This window comes from Thiocystis violacea, assembly GCF_016583565.1.
GTDB classification, from domain to species: Bacteria; Pseudomonadota; Gammaproteobacteria; order Chromatiales; family Chromatiaceae; genus Thiorhodococcus; species Thiorhodococcus violaceus_A.
The window spans coordinates 17,712-33,690 of sequence record NZ_NRRF01000023.1; the positions used below are offsets into that span (position 1 = coordinate 17,712).

The 15,979-nt window shown below is 64.6% G+C and carries 11 protein-coding genes; 2 read left to right on the plus strand and 9 right to left on the minus strand.

The window, feature by feature from the left end:
* Positions 1–31: 31 nt before the first annotated feature.
* On the minus strand, positions 32–904 hold the full coding sequence (locus tag CKO23_RS11260) for an HDOD domain-containing protein (protein ID WP_200331072.1): 873 nt from the start codon (positions 902–904) through the stop codon (positions 32–34).
* 324 nt (positions 905–1,228) lie between these two features.
* On the opposite strand from CKO23_RS11260, the gene CKO23_RS11265 reads away from it, so the two are divergent.
* Complete coding sequence (locus tag CKO23_RS11265) at positions 1,229–1,897, plus strand: thiopurine S-methyltransferase (RefSeq protein ID WP_200331074.1); 669 nt, start codon at positions 1,229–1,231, stop codon at positions 1,895–1,897.
* Positions 1,898–2,133: 236 nt separating this feature from the next.
* Here CKO23_RS11265 and CKO23_RS11270 read toward each other — a convergent pair whose 3' ends face one another.
* From CKO23_RS11270 to gpmI, 6 genes are all read right to left on the minus strand, one after another.
* Complete coding sequence (locus tag CKO23_RS11270; RefSeq protein ID WP_200331076.1) at positions 2,134–3,012, minus strand: alpha/beta fold hydrolase; 879 nt, start codon at positions 3,010–3,012, stop codon at positions 2,134–2,136.
* 76 nt (positions 3,013–3,088) lie between these two features.
* Entirely contained in the window at positions 3,089–6,970 is a 3,882-nt protein-coding gene (locus CKO23_RS11275) for a DUF1631 family protein (RefSeq protein ID WP_200331078.1), read from the minus strand.
* A gap of 45 nt (positions 6,971–7,015) precedes the next feature.
* Complete coding sequence (locus CKO23_RS11280) at positions 7,016–9,175, minus strand: alpha-amylase family glycosyl hydrolase (protein WP_200331079.1); 2,160 nt, start codon at positions 9,173–9,175, stop codon at positions 7,016–7,018.
* A 282-nt stretch (positions 9,176–9,457) separates the two neighbouring features.
* Positions 9,458–10,465 (minus strand): protease SohB, encoded by a 1,008-nt coding sequence (gene sohB / locus CKO23_RS11285; RefSeq protein WP_200331151.1) that lies wholly within the window; start codon positions 10,463–10,465, stop codon positions 9,458–9,460.
* Between the two features lie 93 nt (positions 10,466–10,558).
* Positions 10,559–11,398, minus strand: coding sequence for a thymidylate synthase (locus CKO23_RS11290; RefSeq protein ID WP_200331081.1), 840 nt, complete (start codon positions 11,396–11,398; stop codon positions 10,559–10,561).
* A 3-nt stretch (positions 11,399–11,401) separates the two neighbouring features.
* Entirely contained in the window at positions 11,402–12,949 is a 1,548-nt protein-coding gene (gpmI, locus tag CKO23_RS11295; protein WP_200331083.1) for a 2,3-bisphosphoglycerate-independent phosphoglycerate mutase, read from the minus strand.
* A 210-nt stretch (positions 12,950–13,159) separates the two neighbouring features.
* Here gpmI and CKO23_RS11300 point away from each other — a divergent pair, with 210 nt between their 5' ends.
* Positions 13,160–14,419: a glucose-1-phosphate adenylyltransferase gene (locus CKO23_RS11300; protein ID WP_200331084.1), complete on the plus strand. Its 1,260-nt coding sequence runs from the start codon at positions 13,160–13,162 to the stop codon at positions 14,417–14,419.
* 16 nt (positions 14,420–14,435) lie between these two features.
* On the opposite strand, the gene nikB is transcribed toward CKO23_RS11300, so the two are convergent.
* Both nikB and CKO23_RS11310 read right to left on the minus strand, forming a co-directional pair.
* Positions 14,436–15,356, minus strand: coding sequence for a nickel ABC transporter permease (gene nikB / locus CKO23_RS11305; protein ID WP_200331086.1), 921 nt, complete (start codon positions 15,354–15,356; stop codon positions 14,436–14,438).
* A gap of 117 nt (positions 15,357–15,473) precedes the next feature.
* Positions 15,474–15,956, minus strand: coding sequence for a L,D-transpeptidase (locus CKO23_RS11310; protein WP_200331088.1), 483 nt, complete (start codon positions 15,954–15,956; stop codon positions 15,474–15,476).
* Positions 15,957–15,979: the final 23 nt, after the last annotated feature.

The following is a 15,979-nucleotide window of genomic DNA, read 5'->3' on the forward strand; positions in this document are numbered from 1 at the left end:
CCGGACAAACAGGCTTCGGCAAGCCTCGCCGCTAGTGCCCCGCCAAGGCGGCAAGACGGCTCCAGGCTTCGTCGGAGAGCGCCAGTTCTTGGCTGGCGGATTCGCGGTAATCGAGCATCTCCGAGGAGTCGTGGGTTTCGTGACGGACGCCGGCGAGATAGTAGGCGAGCTTGGCAATGGCGATCAGGGCACGAACCCGGTAATCCTCGAGTCCAGTGATTTCTTGTTCGTGGTGATGATAGATCGCCATCGCCAGGTGCTCGGGGAGTCGCCAAGTACCGGCGAGCAGGAATCCAACGGCCATGTGGTCGACTCCGAACAAGCGTCGCTCGCAGTCGATCAGGGCTTGCGGCGCGGCAAAATTGCACAGGACCCACTCGGAGCTGTAGTCCGGCACGAGATCCGCGAAGATGAGGCTGCCCACGTCCTGCATGATGCCGAAGAGATAGGCTTCGTCGGCAGTGACACCCTCCACATCTCCCGAGATCGCAGCCATGAGGCGAGCCTGCGCCATGGCGGCGTCCCAGACCGCGCGCGATCGCCCATCGCCGGCGCCCAGGACGCGATTGATGGCCTCGGCCGTCACCAGATTCGCCAGCTTCCCGATGCCCATCAGCATGACGGCACGCTGCACACTGCTGATCTTCGTCGGACAGAAGAAGAACGGCGAATTGACGGTCTTGAGCACCTGTCCGGCCATGGCGGGGTCTTGCCCGATGAGTTCGGCGGCACGCCGCAAGTCCGGCTCCGGCCGCCGCAGCTCGTCTCTCAGCGCGAAGACGAGGTCCGGGATCTGTGGAACCCTGGCCCTGCGAATCGCGCGAAACGCCGACTCCAGCTCGGACTTGGATGGATAGCGGTCGGACGCCGAAGCCCGCGGGCTTGCGTTGGCGGCTAGAGTCATGGAGATCATCGCTCGTTGTCCGGGGCCATGCGCAGCCAGCCGTGGATCGGTGTGTTTGGCCTTGTCTTGGGATACACCGAAGCTTAACCCAGCCACCTGGGCGCTGTTCTGTGCGGCACTCCGCAAGATCGGGAGATCGCCCGCGAGCCGCAGCGGACGCATCACGGATCGAACGGATGACCGAGTCGTCGCGCCCAATCCAGGAATCGACGGCACTCGACAGGTTGAGTAGGATCCCCGAAAAAGGGTCGGCCGGGTTCACGGAAGCGTGACCCTGTTCGCGATCGATTCCATGTTCAACGCGGAGAAGAAGACACCTCACCGATGGATACTGAATTCTGGCTCGAACGCTGGCGTTGGCGCGAGATCGGCTGGCATCTGGACGAGATCAATACACACCTGCAGGAACACTGGCCCAAGCTCGGGCTGACGCCTGGCACCCTGGTCTTCGTCCCGCTCTGCGGCAAGACGCTCGACCTCATCTGGCTGGTCAGCCAAGGATTCCGGGTCATCGGCGTCGAGATCAGCGAGATTGCCGTCGAGGAGATCTTCAGGGAGCATGGGTTGACGCCCAGGATCACCGAGACGCTCCCCTTCCGACGCTATCAGATCGACGAGCTTACCGTCCTGTGCGGCGACTTCTTCGATCTGACGTCCGAGCATCTGCACGACGTCGGCGCCGTCTTCGACCGCGCATCACTGATCGCGCTGCCACCAGAGCTGCGAAGCCGCTATGCGAGCCAGATGAATCGACTCTTCCCGGGCGGGCTGGACACCCTGCTGGTCACCCTGAGCTACGACCAGGGCCAAATGACCGGCCCGCCCTTCTCTGTTCAATCCGCGGAAGTGGAGCATCTCTTCAGCGAGACATACCGGATCGAGACGCTGGCCTCTTTCGATGCCTTGGCCGAGTCGCCGCAGTTTCGCCAGCGCGGACTCACGGCGCTCTCCGAGCAGGTCTATCGCCTGGCGCCCCTGGCGAGATCCGCCTGAGGCACTGCCAGCGGTTTAGGCGATTTCCGGGAAACAACAGACCCGCAGTTCCGATCCCGTAGGATGGGCAAAGCCCTGGCGATGCGCTTCTTTCGGAGCACCGAGGGTCGAGGGGCGTGCCCATCATCCCAGCTCAGCGTCTTGCAAGATGGGCACGTCCGTCTGGCGCCGAGGTTGGGCGCGAGCCCAGAGCTCGGACTTTGCCCATCCTACCGATCTGCGGCACTGCCAGCGGTTTAGCCTCGCCAGAACTGATCCAAGGTCTCGACCGTATCCTCGGGATTCTCCCAGTGCGGCAGCCCTTTGTGCGGGGCCAATCTCACCCGCTGCCAGCTGGGGCGGGCGAGGAGAAAGGCATCGAGGCGATCGAAGGTCACGAAGGGATCCTGATCCGCGATCACCAATCCCCGCAAGGCGCCCAGTGCGCCGTAGAGCCTGTCCGTGGCATCCGGCGTGAACAGCCGCGTCGAGAGAAAGGCCAGCGGGGCATGTCTGGCACCAGGTTGATGCGAGGTCGCGTAGGCGTAGTCGATCATCGACTTCGGCGCCTGGCCGACGAAACAGAGGCCCAAGAAATAGGCGATGCTGCGCCGCGAGGCGACCAGGTCGTACAACCGCTGACTCAGGACGGGGAGATTCAAGATGCGCGCCGCCGTGCCGGCGACACCCGGACTCGGAAGTGATTGCCGACTGAAACCCGTCGGCGAAATCAGGACCAAGGAGGCGACGTGATCCGGCGCTAGCAGGGCGGCCCGCGCGGCGAACTCACAGCTCAGGGAGAGCGCGACCAGGTCTGCCGCCTCGACGACGACACTTGTCAGAAGAGCGGCGATCGCCTCCGCGTAGAGCTCGGGGCTGTAGTCTCTCGACGCCCGGTCCGAATGGCCGAAACCTGGCAGATCCAGGCTATAGACAGGTCGGCGGCCAGCATAGTGCTCGAAGAGGGGGCGCACCTCGAAACTGCTCGCGGCGGCGTTGATGCTGTGGATGAGGACGATGGGCCGACCCTGCCCGCGGCGGTCGGCATAGTAGGCAAGGCGCACGCCGGACTGGGTTCGCAACGCCTCGCGAGGGGCGTCGAGGGCTTCGGGAAGGTCGATGTTCTTCTTGGTCACAAGGGTTAGGTCTAGCGCGTAAAAAAAGGCCGCCACCGGCCTCGAGAGCCGCCAGGCGGGGCTTTGGTGCGGTCGCCTAGCGCAGCGTATCGATGAACTGTGGCTTCTCGATCGCGTAGCCCTGGGCGAAATCCACCCCGATGTCTCTCAGCAGTTCCAGGATTTCCTGGTTCTCGACATACTCGGCGATCGTCTTCTTGCCCATGAAGTGGGCGATCTCGTTGAAGGATTTGACGATCTCGCGGTCGTGCGGATTCACCAGGATATCCTTGACGAAGGATCCATCGATCTTGACGTAGTCGACCGGCAGACGCTTGAGATAGCTGTAGGACGACATCCCGGCGCCGAAGTCATCCAATGCCACCTTGCAGCCAAGGGCCTTGATGTCGTCCAGAATGATCGCGGCCTGGTCGAGATTGACGATGGCCGCCGTCTCCGTCACCTCGAAGCTCACCATCTCGACCGGGATGTCCATCGCCGTCAAACCGGCCTTGATGTAGGTGAGCAGGTCAGGGTCGCTCAGTGACTGACCGGAGAGGTTGATCGCCACACCGCCGATTTCGCGCGCCTTGGACTGGTTGTTGTGAAGCCACTTGAAGGTCTCGTCGATGACCTGGCGGTCCACCTCGCGCATCATGTTGAAGGCCTCTGCGGCGGCGATGAAGGACTGCAGGGGCAGTGGCAACCCATCCTCGTCGAAGACGCTGAGCAGAATCTCGCAATGCGGCAGCAAACCCGATGTCGGATCGATCGGGACGATGCGTTGGTAGCGCAGCTTGCGCCGCCCGGCCTTGATCACCTCTTCAGCCTGCGCCCAACCGCGCATGTGCTCGAGCTGTCGGGCGATGACCTCGTTGTCCTCGCGGAAGAGCACCACGCGGTCGCCGCCCTCGCGCTGTGCCGCAAGGCAGGCCACGCTCGCCGCGGAGACCATCTTCTCCGGGCTAAGGTTCTCGCCGGCCAGCATGGTGAAGCCCAGACTACCCGAGATCCGGAAGGGCTTGCCCTGCAGGTCGAAGGGCATGACCGTGAGGCCAGCCCGGATCGACTCGCCGATTTCGGTCGCATGGTTCAGGTCCATCACGGGCATGAGGATACCGAAGCGGCTCCCCCCCATGTAGGCGAGACAGACGGCATCCGACACCACGCCCTCAAGCAGTTTGGCCACCCCCATCAGCATCCGCTCGCCGACGGAATAGCCGAAGGTTCCCGTCAGGGTGTCGTAGCGGTCGAGCTCCAGAAAACAGAGCGCATGCATATGATCCGACACAGCCTCGGGCAAGAGCGTCTGAGTGAGCGAGCCCACCAGGCGCCGTTGGTTGGACAGCCCCGTCATGGGGTCATGCGTCTCCTGGTACTTGAGGCGCTCCTGCATCTCGGAGAGGGCGGCATCGGCCGCGCGCGTCACGATGCGCTTGCCGGTCGGCGCCTGGGCGCGCGCCTGACCGCGCGCGAACGCCTCGGCGAGCCGGTTGCGACGCAGCACCTTGACCTTCTTGCCCATGGTATCCGTCACGGCAAGGCGCGAGCCGTCGTCGTTGCGCCAGATGAGGCGCAGGGCCTTGCTGGACTCCCTGGAACGCATCCAGATCAGCGAACCGATGGAGAGCGACGCCACATCCGCCAGCGCTTGCTCCCAATCCGAGGCCGAGAGATCGTGTGGCACCTTGTCCGGCTCGCTCTCCGGATCCGGTTTCAGGGGCGTGAAAATGACATAGTCCTGCTCCCGATTCAGGGAGGCGCGCACGCGCCGCACGGCATTCTCGACCCGCTCGAGCAACTCGTCACTGATGATGGGGTCGATCCCCATGTAGGTGAGCCCGGAGCGCGTTTCCTCGATGATGTCGTCGAGACGGGGCGCCTCGGCCTTGGCCGCGGCCTCATCTTCCGCCGCCCCAGCTTCGGCCGTGAGTTCCTGCAAACCCGTGATCACTCGCCAGTGTTTGATCCAGCGTGGGGCATCGATCCCGGAATTGGCGCAGACGTGATCGAGCAAATTGCGCCAGCCGACGTCCAGGAGCTCGAGGATGACCTTGTGGACACGCTGTCCGGCAAGCTCGGCGTTCAAGCGCGCACGCACCTCCTCGCGCGCCAGGCGACCGCGCTCCTTGGACTCGCAGATGTTCACCCAATTCGAGATGTTGTCCTTGTACTCGCGCCCCGCGCGCGACTCGAGATCACCGACCTTCTGACTGATCTCATCGATCGTCTTGGGGTCGCGACTATCGACAGCGACCAGCTTCTGAATGGCCTCCTCGAATTCCTTCTGGAAACCCTGCTCCGGGGAATCGTCGTTCTGCAGGAGATTCGCCAGGTGCTCCAGTTTGTTGAGCAAACTGATGAGCGGGAGCTTGTTATCCGTGATGCCACCGGGCTCGGTCACGGCCATCGAGAGAAAGCGTGTCGTCAGCGGCTTGATGAGCGACTTGACGCGCTGCGGCGCCGTGGGGTCCGCCAGCATGAGCGAGAGCAGTCTGTCAGTCAGGTCGACCCGCTCCTCGACTTGCGGCGCCATGGTCGGAGCTGGGGCCTTGGGGTCGCTCTTGGTCTTCGCCTCCGCCGCCTGCAGCCATTGCGTGACCAGCTCCCGAAGCGGTCGCTTCGGGTCCGGATCCGGCATTTGATAGTCGACCGGCATGCTCGCCAGCATGTCGGCCACGCGACGTCCGCCCGTATAGACGGGCCCGCGGCGGTCGAAGCCTGGGTAGTAGGGAGACCGCGGCGGATAACTGGACATGAGATTGGCCATGAGGCCGGCGGCCTGCGAGATGGTCTGCGCATCCTGGGAAATCGGCGGGGCTGCCGCGGCGCCAGGCGTGGCCGTCGCTGGGGATGGCGGGTCGAGCGGTCGCGCATCCGCGCCCCCCATGACCGGCTCGGCGGGATCCGCAGTCTCGCCGGGTTGCGCGTAGGCCTGACCTCGCATAGCCGTCGCGCTCGTACCCACGTCCATGCCGGGGAGCCCAGCCGAGGTCCATGCGCGCAGGACTTCGCGATAGAAGGAGCCCAGATTGCGCGACAGATGGTTGGCGACGACCTGCAAGGCGATGCGCTGGAGCTGCGACCCGATCCCCAGCTCGGTCAGGGTGCGCTCGATGGTCTCCGCCAAGGCCATCGGCTCCATCGGCAGATAGGCCCCATGGAAGAGCGCCGAGATCAGGGTGCGCAGAGACTCAAGTGGCTCGCGCAGCTCGTTCTCCAGACGGTTCGCCAGCTCCGACTTGGCGAGCCAGAGCTCGAATTCCTCTGGGTCCACGAGCTGCAGACCATCGGACGACGGTTCGCCCCCCGGAGGCTTCGTACGAAGCCCCCCCTCGGGCTCCGCCGCCCCGAGTTCCTTGAAGGAGGCAACGAGTTCCGCGCGCAGCTGCTCCGAGAAATTCTCGTTGTGGATGGCCTTTGCCAGCAAACTGATCTCGCCGGAGAGCTTGGTGCGCTCGTTATCGCTGCCCGCCCGCTCGGTGTGACTCCAGAGCTCCTCCACCAGCGTCTCGAGCAGGGAATCGAGCATGCCGCCAAGGCGCTGCTCGCCGACCTGCTGAAGGACTTCACGCGCGCGCACCCGGACTGGGTTGGTCTCCAGATCCGCGCCGGCCGACCGCTCGGCCGCGGCCTTGTCGCTGACGAAGCGCGCGAGTCTGGAACGCCCGTCGCCGGCGAGGCGGACGAACCTGGCCCCGAGCCCGCGATCGACGCGGTGTACGATTTCGACCACCGCCTGAACGGGGTCCATGCTCTGGGCGTCGGGGAGATCGAAGTGGATATCGACGTGATCGCCGGACTGGAAGGGCAGCTCGGGCTCGGTGGGCTCGGTTTCCAGGAGCACGCCGCCATTACAGATATTGCGCACCCGGCAATTGGTCGGAAGCTGGTTTCGGCCTCGGACTTTCGCATGCAAATCGACCACATAACGGGTCTGAATGCGCCGTTCCCGGGTGCTTTTGGCTTGTTCGATCATGGCTCAGATATTACACATTCATCAAACGGATAACAGCTGCGGCAACTATCTCAGATAGGGTCCATCCTCGCCGATCTTGCCCGGCCCATCGAGCACATAGATCGCGGCCGAATTGGCCTTGACATGAACGCTCAGGTGCCCGCCACTCTGGATCTCCCGACCGCTGACGGCGTCGCGATAGAGACCCGGTCTCACCCCCTGGATCTCGATCTGCTGATCCTGGCCAATGGCCAAACCCACTGCCGCGCAGCTGCCGCTGTCGGCGTGCGCGCGGATGAAGGACATGCCGCCTCCCCACTCACGCACCTCGGTCACCGGCGCCTTCTGGAGTGCCGGAATGCCCCTGCGAATCAGGTTCAGACGCTGGATGTGCCGGTAGAGCGGGTGGGACTGGGTCTGCTCGATCCGTCCCGGCTCCAGGTGGTCGCCGAAGTATGCACGTCCCGTGTGAGCCAGGGTATCGCGCTCGCCCTCGACATCCTGTGGCGCGCCCTTCATGAACTCGATCTCCTCGCCGTAGTAGAGACAAGGGATGCCGCGCAGGGTCCAGATGAGATTGTAGGCCGCGGCAGCCATCCACTGCTCACCTTGAAAACGGTATTTGAAGTCGTTGTCCGGCCCGACGTCGTGGTTCTGCAGGAAGGTGACGAGCTGGGTGACGTCACCATAGATCCAGTCCATGCTCAGGATCTGCGCCGTCCCCGCATAGGTCCCGCGGCTGACGGTATCACGAAAGGTCGAGAAGAGTCCGAAGTCGAGCTGGGGAAAACCGGAATCTCCGCCCGCGAGCGGATCGCGCGGATCATGGCCGAGCCGGGTGTACCACCAGGGCCGGATCTGCGACGGGCCATTGTCACCGCCACCCAGATCGCCCCACCCATAGCCCTTGACCAGGTTCTCGCCGAAGACGAAGAGACCCGGCTTGTGCGCCTTCCAGGCGTTCACGTACTCCAACAGGTTGTCACGCTCGACGTGCTTCACGGTGTCGATGCGCAAGGCGTCCACGCCCATGTCCAGATAGCGTTTGATGGCGCCGATGAGATAGTCCTTGACGTTCTGACGCTCGGTTGCCAGGTCGATGCAATCCCCGGCCAGGTGTTTGTTCTGCAGGGGATGCGCGCTCTCCCAATCGCCGCCGCAGATGAACCCCTCCTGGTGATACCACGCAGGATCCAGATCGGCCGGATCGATGCCAAAGAAGCGCCCCGGCTGGTAGCCGGGTTTGGGCACCGTCTCGCCTGTCTTGGGATCGACCAGCGGCTCGCGGCCCTCGGGATCGGTACCCTGGCGCTCGCGATACCAGGCCGGCGCGACCGGGTTGTCGATGTCGTCGCGGCCCAGCCAGGCGTAGTTCCCGAGATTCCCCTGATAGGGTCCGTGATCCACCCGCCCCTGCTCCGAGCCCTGCGGGACATAGTATTTGGTCGGCAGGTGGTCGATGTGCACCTGGCCGCGGATGCCGTATTGGCAGGAGTGATTGACGACCACGTCTTGAATGATCTTGATGCCCTTGGCATGCGCGGCGTCGATGAGGTCCTGATAGGTTGCATCCGGGGACTCCAGCCGTGGGTCGATACGCGTCCAGTCATAGGCATGATAGCCGTGGTAGTCGAGGCCGGAGCGATTCTCGACCGGCGGCGTGATCCAGATCGCGGTGAATCCCAGATCACGGATGTAGTCGAGCTGCTGGATCAAACCCTTGAAGTCGCCGCGCCAGTGCGGATCGATCGGCTGACCCTGAGCGTCGAATTGGATGCGGTCGCGGCAGAAGAAACTGTTGGAGGGATCCCCGTCGTAGAAACGGGTCGTCAAAAGAAAATAGATGGTCTCCTCGCGGAAATCGGTGCGCTCCTCGACCGGTCGGGGCGAATGATCGATTCGGCTTGCTCGTGTCACCGCCGGTCGTGACGATTCCATCGCGTGCGCGGCGGGCGGCCCATCCTCGACCCAGGTTCCGCCTGCCGTCAGCCAGCCGTTCGAGGCGCGCAACAGATCCTGGGTCTGCCGGCCCTGCCCGTCATGGATCACCAGCCGAGCGACCTGAACGCCAGGGAGCCGGATACTGAACCAACCATCGCCCCGCGGCTCCATCGGCAGACCCGGCCAGTGCGTGGAGAATCCGCTCGGGCGAGCGTCCCACACATGGATCGACATGGTCTCGGCCCAGTCCTCTGGACGCTGAACGTGAATCACCAGCTCCGTCACGGCTCTACCCCTTACTTGATACTCAGCTTGACGTCGTCATCCGACACGCCGGTCCACGCTCACCCTCGGCGGCGCCAACAGGCAGGATGGGCAAAGTCCGCGCTCCAGGCTCGAATGGAGCCTCGGCGTTGCACGGACGTGCCCATCGTTCAAGGCTCCCAGCTGCAAGGATGGGCACGCCCGTCGATCAACAGCGTCCCGAACCGAACTTATCGCGCGGGCTTTGCCCATCCTACGCCTTCAGTGCCTTTGGCCTGCGATTTCCCGGAAACGACTGAACATTCAGCGGCGCCAGGTCACCAGCACCTGGTCGATCGCCGCGCGCACGCTGGAGAGCAGCCGCTCGATCGGTTTCTTGTGCGCACGGTACTTGAGCTTCAGCAGCTCCATGTCGCGACTCGCCGAGAGCAGGAAGTCGTCGCTGGTCTGGATCTCATCGACCAGCCCCAGCTCGACCGCACGCTGACCATGCCAGTACTCGCCGGTCGCGACACGCTCCAGATCGAGATCCGGGCGATTCTCGGCGACGAAGGACTTGAAGAGCCGGTGCGTCTCCTCCAGCTGCTCGCGCAGCTTCTCGCGTCCCTCATCCGTGTTCTCGCCGAAGAGCGTCAGCGTGCGCTTGTACTCGCCCGCCGTATGCAACTCGAAATCGACCCCGTAACGGTCCAGCAGACGGTGGAAGTTGGGCAGCTCCGCGAGCACCCCGATGGAGCCGACGACCGCAAAGGGCGCCGCGATGATCTTGTTGGCGACGCAGGCCATGAGGTAGCCGCCACTGGCCGCGACCTTGTCCACGGCGACCGTGAGCGGAATGCCCTGCTTGCGAATGCGCGCCAGCTGGGATGCCGCCAGCCCGTGCTCGCTCACCATGCCACCGGCGTTGTCGAGACGGACCAGGACCTGGTCCCCATCATGCGCCTCCATGAGCAGGGCCGTCACCAGAACCCGCAAGGCGCCGACCTCGCTCGCCCGGATGTCTCCGTTGAACTCGATGACGAAGAGCCGCTTGCGATCGGACTCACCGGCCTTCTCGCGCTCCTTCTCGCGCTTGCGCTCTGCCTTGACGAGCGCCTTGTAGTCTTTCTTGGAGACTGAGAACTCCTTGATCGCGAAGGTCAGGGTGCGGAAGCGGTCCTTGAGATCCGTGATTTCGAGATGCTCGCGATGCTCGCTGCTCTGGCGTGAGCGAAAGACCAAGACCACCACCAAGCCGACACCGGCCAGCACGGTGAGCGTCTTCGCCAGAAAGAGACCGTAGTCGAAAAGGAATTCCAACAACAAAGTCATCATGAATCAGTGTCCTTAGGGATGTGGGCGGCCTCCCGCGCACGACAGCGCCGACAGCGCAGAGTGACGGCGGGGTCTCTCCGACGAGCAAGGTCAGACCGCAATGGGCGCTCGAATGGTCGGATGCGGCAAATAGCCCTGGATCTCGATGTCATCGTAGCCGTACTCGAGGAGAGAGGCCGGACGACGGGCGAGCCGCAGACGGGGCAAGGATCTCGGCGCGCGCGCAAGCTGCGCGTAGACGATGTCTTCCGTCAGGTGGTTGCGGTAGAGATGCAGGTCGCCGAAGGTGTGGACGAAGTCGCCGACATCGAGATCGCATTGATGCGCGATCAAGTGCGTCAGCAGCGCATAGCTCGCGATATTGAAGGGCACGCCGAGAAAGAGATCGGCACTGCGCTGGTAGAGCTGACAGGACAGACACCCATTGGCCACGTAGAACTGAAAGAGACAATGACAGGGGGCGAGCGCCATGCGCCCCGCTCTGACATTGTCTTGCGGGCTCTTGGTCTCATCGGGCAGATCCGCCGGGTTCCAAGCGGACACCACCAGCCGCCGAGAGTCGGGCCGCGTCCTGATCGTCTCGACCACCTCGGTGATCTGATCGACGACCCGCCCGTCGGGACAGGCCCAACTGCGCCACTGAGCGCCGTAGATGGGGCCGAGGCCGCCCTCCTCGGTCGCCCAGTCGTCCCAGATGGTGACGCCGTGCTCGCGCAAGTCACGATTGTCCGTGGATCCCGAGAGAAACCACAGCAGCTCGCGAACCACGCTCTTGGTGTGCACCCGCTTGGTGGTCAGCAGCGGAAAACCCTGGCTGAGATCGAAGCGGATCTGCCGCCCGAACACCGAGCGCGTTCCAACCCCGGTTCGATCCCCCTTGTCCGTGCCATTCTCGATGACGTCGCGCAGCAGATCCAGGTAGGTCTGCATACGTCAGACCGTCGCCGGGCCGAGCAGGAGCGAGTGGCCATCCATCGCATCCGGCACCGGGATGCCCATGAGGTTGAGCACGGTCGGCGCGATGTCCTTGATCCCACCGCCCACCGAGAGCCGCCAGGGCACCGTGTCGATGACCAGGCAAGGCACCGGGTAGACGCTGTGCTGCGTATGCGGATCGCCGGTGACCGGGTCGACCATCTCATCGCAGTTGCCATGGTCGGACGTGAGGATCACCGAGTAGCCCGCCTCGACCGCCGCATCCATCACACGCCCGGCCTCACGGTCCAGGGTTTGCACCGCCGTGATCACGGCCTCCCGCACCGCCGTGTGCCCGACCATGTCGCCATTGGCGAAATTGACCACGATGAAGGGAAAGTCCTTGCGTCCGATGGCCTCGATCACGGCATCCGCCACCTCGGGTGCGCTCATCTCCGGCTTGAGGTCGTAGGTTGCGACCTTCGGCGAAGGGATCAGGGCGCGTTCCTCGCCGGGGAAGGGATCGTCCCGACCGCCATTGAAGAAGAAGGTGACGTGGGCGTACTTCTCGGTCTCCGCGCAATGGAATTGCGGCAGACCGTCGTCGCTCAGGATCTGCCCGAGCGTGATCTTGGGCATGTCGTGATCGAAGGCGAAGGGCAGCCCGAACCAGGGGTCGTACTCCATCATGCAGGTCACCTTGACCCCGGTGACGCCGCGCCGATCGAAGGTGTCGAAGTCCGGCTTGAAGAAGGCTGAGACCAACTGGCGGGGGCGGTCCTTGCGGAAATTGATGTGGATGACCTGATCGCCATCGCGGATCAGCTCGCCGCCATCGATGACGGTGGGACGGATGAACTCGTCGTCCTCGCCGGCCGCATAGGCCGCCTCGATCGCGGCGCGCACGTTCTCGGCGTGCCGACCCTCACCGTCGACCATGGCGCGCCAGGCCAGCTCGGTGCGGTCCCAGCGGTTGTCCCGATCCATGGCGTAGTAGCGCCCGCAAACGGTCGCGATCCCGCCACCAGCCACCTCGAGCGCCTCTTCGACAGCCTTGAGGTAGCTCGACACCGAACGCGGCGGCGTGTCCCGGCCGTCGGTGAAGATATGCAGCATGGGGCGCGCGCCCTGGTACTTGCAGAGCTTGATGAGGGCATTGAGATGGCGCACATGGCTGTGCACGCCGCCGTCGGACACCAGCCCCATGAGGTGGATCGGCCGGCCCGCCGAGGCCGCGGCCTTGGCGGCGGCGACCAGGGCGCGATTCTCGAAGAAGCTGTGATCGGAGATCGCCTGGTCGATCAGCACCAGATCCTGGCGCACCACGCAGCCCGAGCCGATGGACATGTGTCCGACCTCGGAGTTGCCCATCTGGCCGTCGGGCAGCCCGACCGCGAGCCCCGATGCCTGGATGGCGGTATGGGGATACTGGGAGAAGTAGCGGTCGAAATTCGGCGTCTCGGCGATCGCAACCGCGTTGTTGGCCTTGGAGGGGTTCAAACCGAAGCCGTCAAGAATGATCAGAATCACCGGCCGGCGGGGGATTTGCTTCATGGGGTCGCTCATCGCTCTATATCCTCGGAGGGCTGGTATTCTAGCCGGATGCCGGGAGACGCGGCGACCGCGCCCTCAGGTCCCGTCGATCGGCATCCGGCGTCTCGGCAGGCCGCCGAGTCTCCAGATGACGGGAAACCTGTCGACGACGGGTTTATGATTGAGGGCCACTCGCCGCTGAAACAACAGATCGAGCCGAATCAAGCGCTCGCGGAGGACGTCATGCAGAACGACAAAATCATTGCCTTCGTCATGGCCGGTGGCCAAGGGTCCCGACTACAACCACTCACCACTGGGCGGTCCAAGCCCTCCGTCCCCTTCGGCGCGCGCTACCGGATGGTCGACTTCGTCCTGAGCAATCTGGTCAACTCGCAGATCCAGACCATCTACCTGCTGGTCCAGTACAAGTCGCAGTCCTTGATCGAGCACGTGCGCAAGGCCTGGACCATCTCGCCGCTCCTGCAGAGCCAGTTCGTCACCGTGGTGCCGCCGCAGATGATGTCGGGCGAGCACTGGTTCCAGGGCACCGCGGATGCCGTGAACCAGAACATCAACCTCATCGAGGAGCACCGGCCCGGGCTGGTCGCCGTCTTCGGCGCCGATCATATCTATCGCATGGATGTCCGCCAGATGGTGGAGTTCCATCGGCAGCACAGGTCCGACGTGACCATCGCCGCCCTGCCCGTGCCGCTCCAGGAGGCATCGAGCTTCGGCGTCATCGCGGCCGAGGAGGACGGGCGCATCCATGCCTTCGAGGAGAAACCGGCCCATCCGACGCCCCTGCCGTCTGACCCCGACCATGCATTCGCCTCCATGGGCAACTACATCTTCAGTACCGATGTGCTCATCAAGGCGCTCAAGGAGACCCAGGAGGCCGGCGAGACGGATTTCGGCCAGCATGTGCTGCCGCGCCTGCTGCGCACCCACCGGCTCTTCGCCTACGACTTCTCGACCAACCGCATCCCCGGTATCCAGCCCTACGAGACCCAGGTCTACTGGCGCGACGTCGGCACCATCGACGCCTACTTCGACGCGCACCACGACGTGCTCGGCGCCGAGCCAGCCTTCGACGTGTTCAACCCGGAGTGGCCCATCTACTCCAGCGGTTACCAGGGTCCGGTCGCCCGAGTGCTCGGCGGTCAGATCGAGAACAGCCTGCTGGGCGCCGCGACCATGATCCACACGGGCACCCTGATCAAGAACTCCATCATCCGCCGCGAGGCGGTCATCGAGGACGACGTCATCCTGGAGGACTGCATCATCATGGACTACGTGCGGATCGGGCGCGGCGCGCGGCTGCGCCGCGTCATCGTCGACAGGCACAACCACATCGAGCCGGGCGAGAAGATCGGGTTCGATCACGAGAAGGACGCTCAGCGCTTCCATGTCAGCGCCGGCGGCGTCACCGTCATTCCCCAAGGCCAGCTCAGCTACTTCGCCCGCGACGCCCGTGGGTCAGGTCGCGGCGGCTATTCCGAGTAGCCGGCCCGGCGGCTCGTCAGCCCAGCCGGACCCTTGGATCGACGGCGACATAGAGCAGATCGGTCGCCGTATTCACGAGCAGATAGGTCAGGCTGATGAGCAGCACAGACGCCTGGACCACCGGATAGTCCCGGGTCTGGATGGCCTCGACCAGGAGGCTGCCGAGACCCGGCCAGGCGAACACCGTCTCAGTGACCACGGCGCCGCCCAAGAGGGCGCCAAATTGGATCCCGAGCAGCGTCAGCACCGCCAGCCAGGCGTTGCGCAAGGCATGGCGCCAGAGCACCGCGACCGGCCCGAGCCCCTTGGCACGCGCGGTGCGCACATAGTCCTCCCCCAACACCTCCAGGACGCTGCTGCGCACCATCCGCGCCAGCACCGCCGCCAACCCCGTGCCCAAGGTCAGCGCGGGCAGGATGAGGCTGGCCAGCCCCTCTCGACCGCTCACCGGCGTCCAGCCGAGCCAGAGCGAAAACACCAGAATGAGGATGGGACCCAGCCAGAAATTGGGGATGGCCGCCCCCAGCATGGAGAAGCCCATCGCCATGCGGTCCACGGCGCTGCCACGGAAGTACGCCGCGAGGACCCCCATGGGCAGGGCGATCGCCATGGCCAACGCCAGCGCGGCGACCGCCAGCTGCAGCGTCGGTATCAGACGCTCGGCGATGAGCGCGGACACTGGACGCTGGCCCTGTAACGAGGTGCCGAGGTCGAACCGGGCCAGGCGTTCCAGGTAGTCCAGATACTGGACGCCGAGCGGCCGGTCGAGACCGAGTTCGGCGCGCAAGGCGGCCTGATCCGCCGGCCGCGCGCCCTCCCCCAGCATCACCTCGACCGGGTCGCCTGGAACCAGGTGGATGAGCAGAAAGACCAGGGTGCAGACGCCGAACATCACCAAGAGCGCCGAGCCCAGGCGGGTCAGAAGACGTTCAAGCATCCCCGTGCCCCGCGAGCGGTGCGAGCGAGCCCCGGCACTGGCTGCCCGCACCCTTCGCACTCGCCCTGCTCAAGGGCCGGCGCGCGGTGGCTTGGCACGGATGGCCGCGCCTGCCGCTCACCCCTGGATCTCGACCAGGGTGCCGACCGGGGTCAGGTCGAACAGCTCGATCAGATCCTGGTTGCGCATCCGGATACAGCCGTGCGAACGCGGCTCGCCCATGGGCTCGCTGTCCGGGCAGCCGTGGATGTAGATGTAGCGCCTGAGCGTATCCACGCAACCGCCGCGATTGCGGCCGGGCTCACAGCCGGTCAGCCAGAGGATGCGTGTCAGAACCCAGTCGCGTTCGGGACAGGCGGCGGCCAGCGCCTCGTCGTAGCGCTCGCCAGTCGGCCGGCGACCGCGAAAGACCGTGCCGGGCGGACAATCGGCGCCGATACGAATCCGCACGCGATGCAGCCCTCGCGGCGTGCAACCGCTGCCGCTCTCCTCGCCAAGCCCGTTGAGACCGGTCGAGATGCGATAGCGTCGCCATGGCCGCGAACCATCCATCAGGGTCAGGATCTGCGCCTCGACATCAATGAGGATCTTTCGCGTCATGCCGGTTGGGTTCATGTGGTCGG

Coding starts and splice junctions, on each gene's coding strand:
- CKO23_RS11260 (WP_200331072.1), bottom strand. CDS start 904: ATGACTCTAGCCGCCAACGCAAGCCCGCGGGCTTCGGCGTCCGACCGC.
- CKO23_RS11265 (WP_200331074.1), top strand. CDS start 1,229: ATGGATACTGAATTCTGGCTCGAACGCTGGCGTTGGCGCGAGATCGGC.
- CKO23_RS11275 (WP_200331078.1), bottom strand. CDS start 6,970: ATGATCGAACAAGCCAAAAGCACCCGGGAACGGCGCATTCAGACCCGT.
- sohB (WP_200331151.1), bottom strand. CDS start 10,465: ATGACTTTGTTGTTGGAATTCCTTTTCGACTACGGTCTCTTTCTGGCG.
- CKO23_RS11290 (WP_200331081.1), bottom strand. CDS start 11,398: ATGCAGACCTACCTGGATCTGCTGCGCGACGTCATCGAGAATGGCACG.
- gpmI (WP_200331083.1), bottom strand. CDS start 12,949: ATGAGCGACCCCATGAAGCAAATCCCCCGCCGGCCGGTGATTCTGATC.
- CKO23_RS11300 (WP_200331084.1), top strand. CDS start 13,160: ATGCAGAACGACAAAATCATTGCCTTCGTCATGGCCGGTGGCCAAGGG.
- nikB (WP_200331086.1), bottom strand. CDS start 15,356: ATGCTTGAACGTCTTCTGACCCGCCTGGGCTCGGCGCTCTTGGTGATG.
- CKO23_RS11310 (WP_200331088.1), bottom strand. CDS start 15,956: ATGACGCGAAAGATCCTCATTGATGTCGAGGCGCAGATCCTGACCCTG.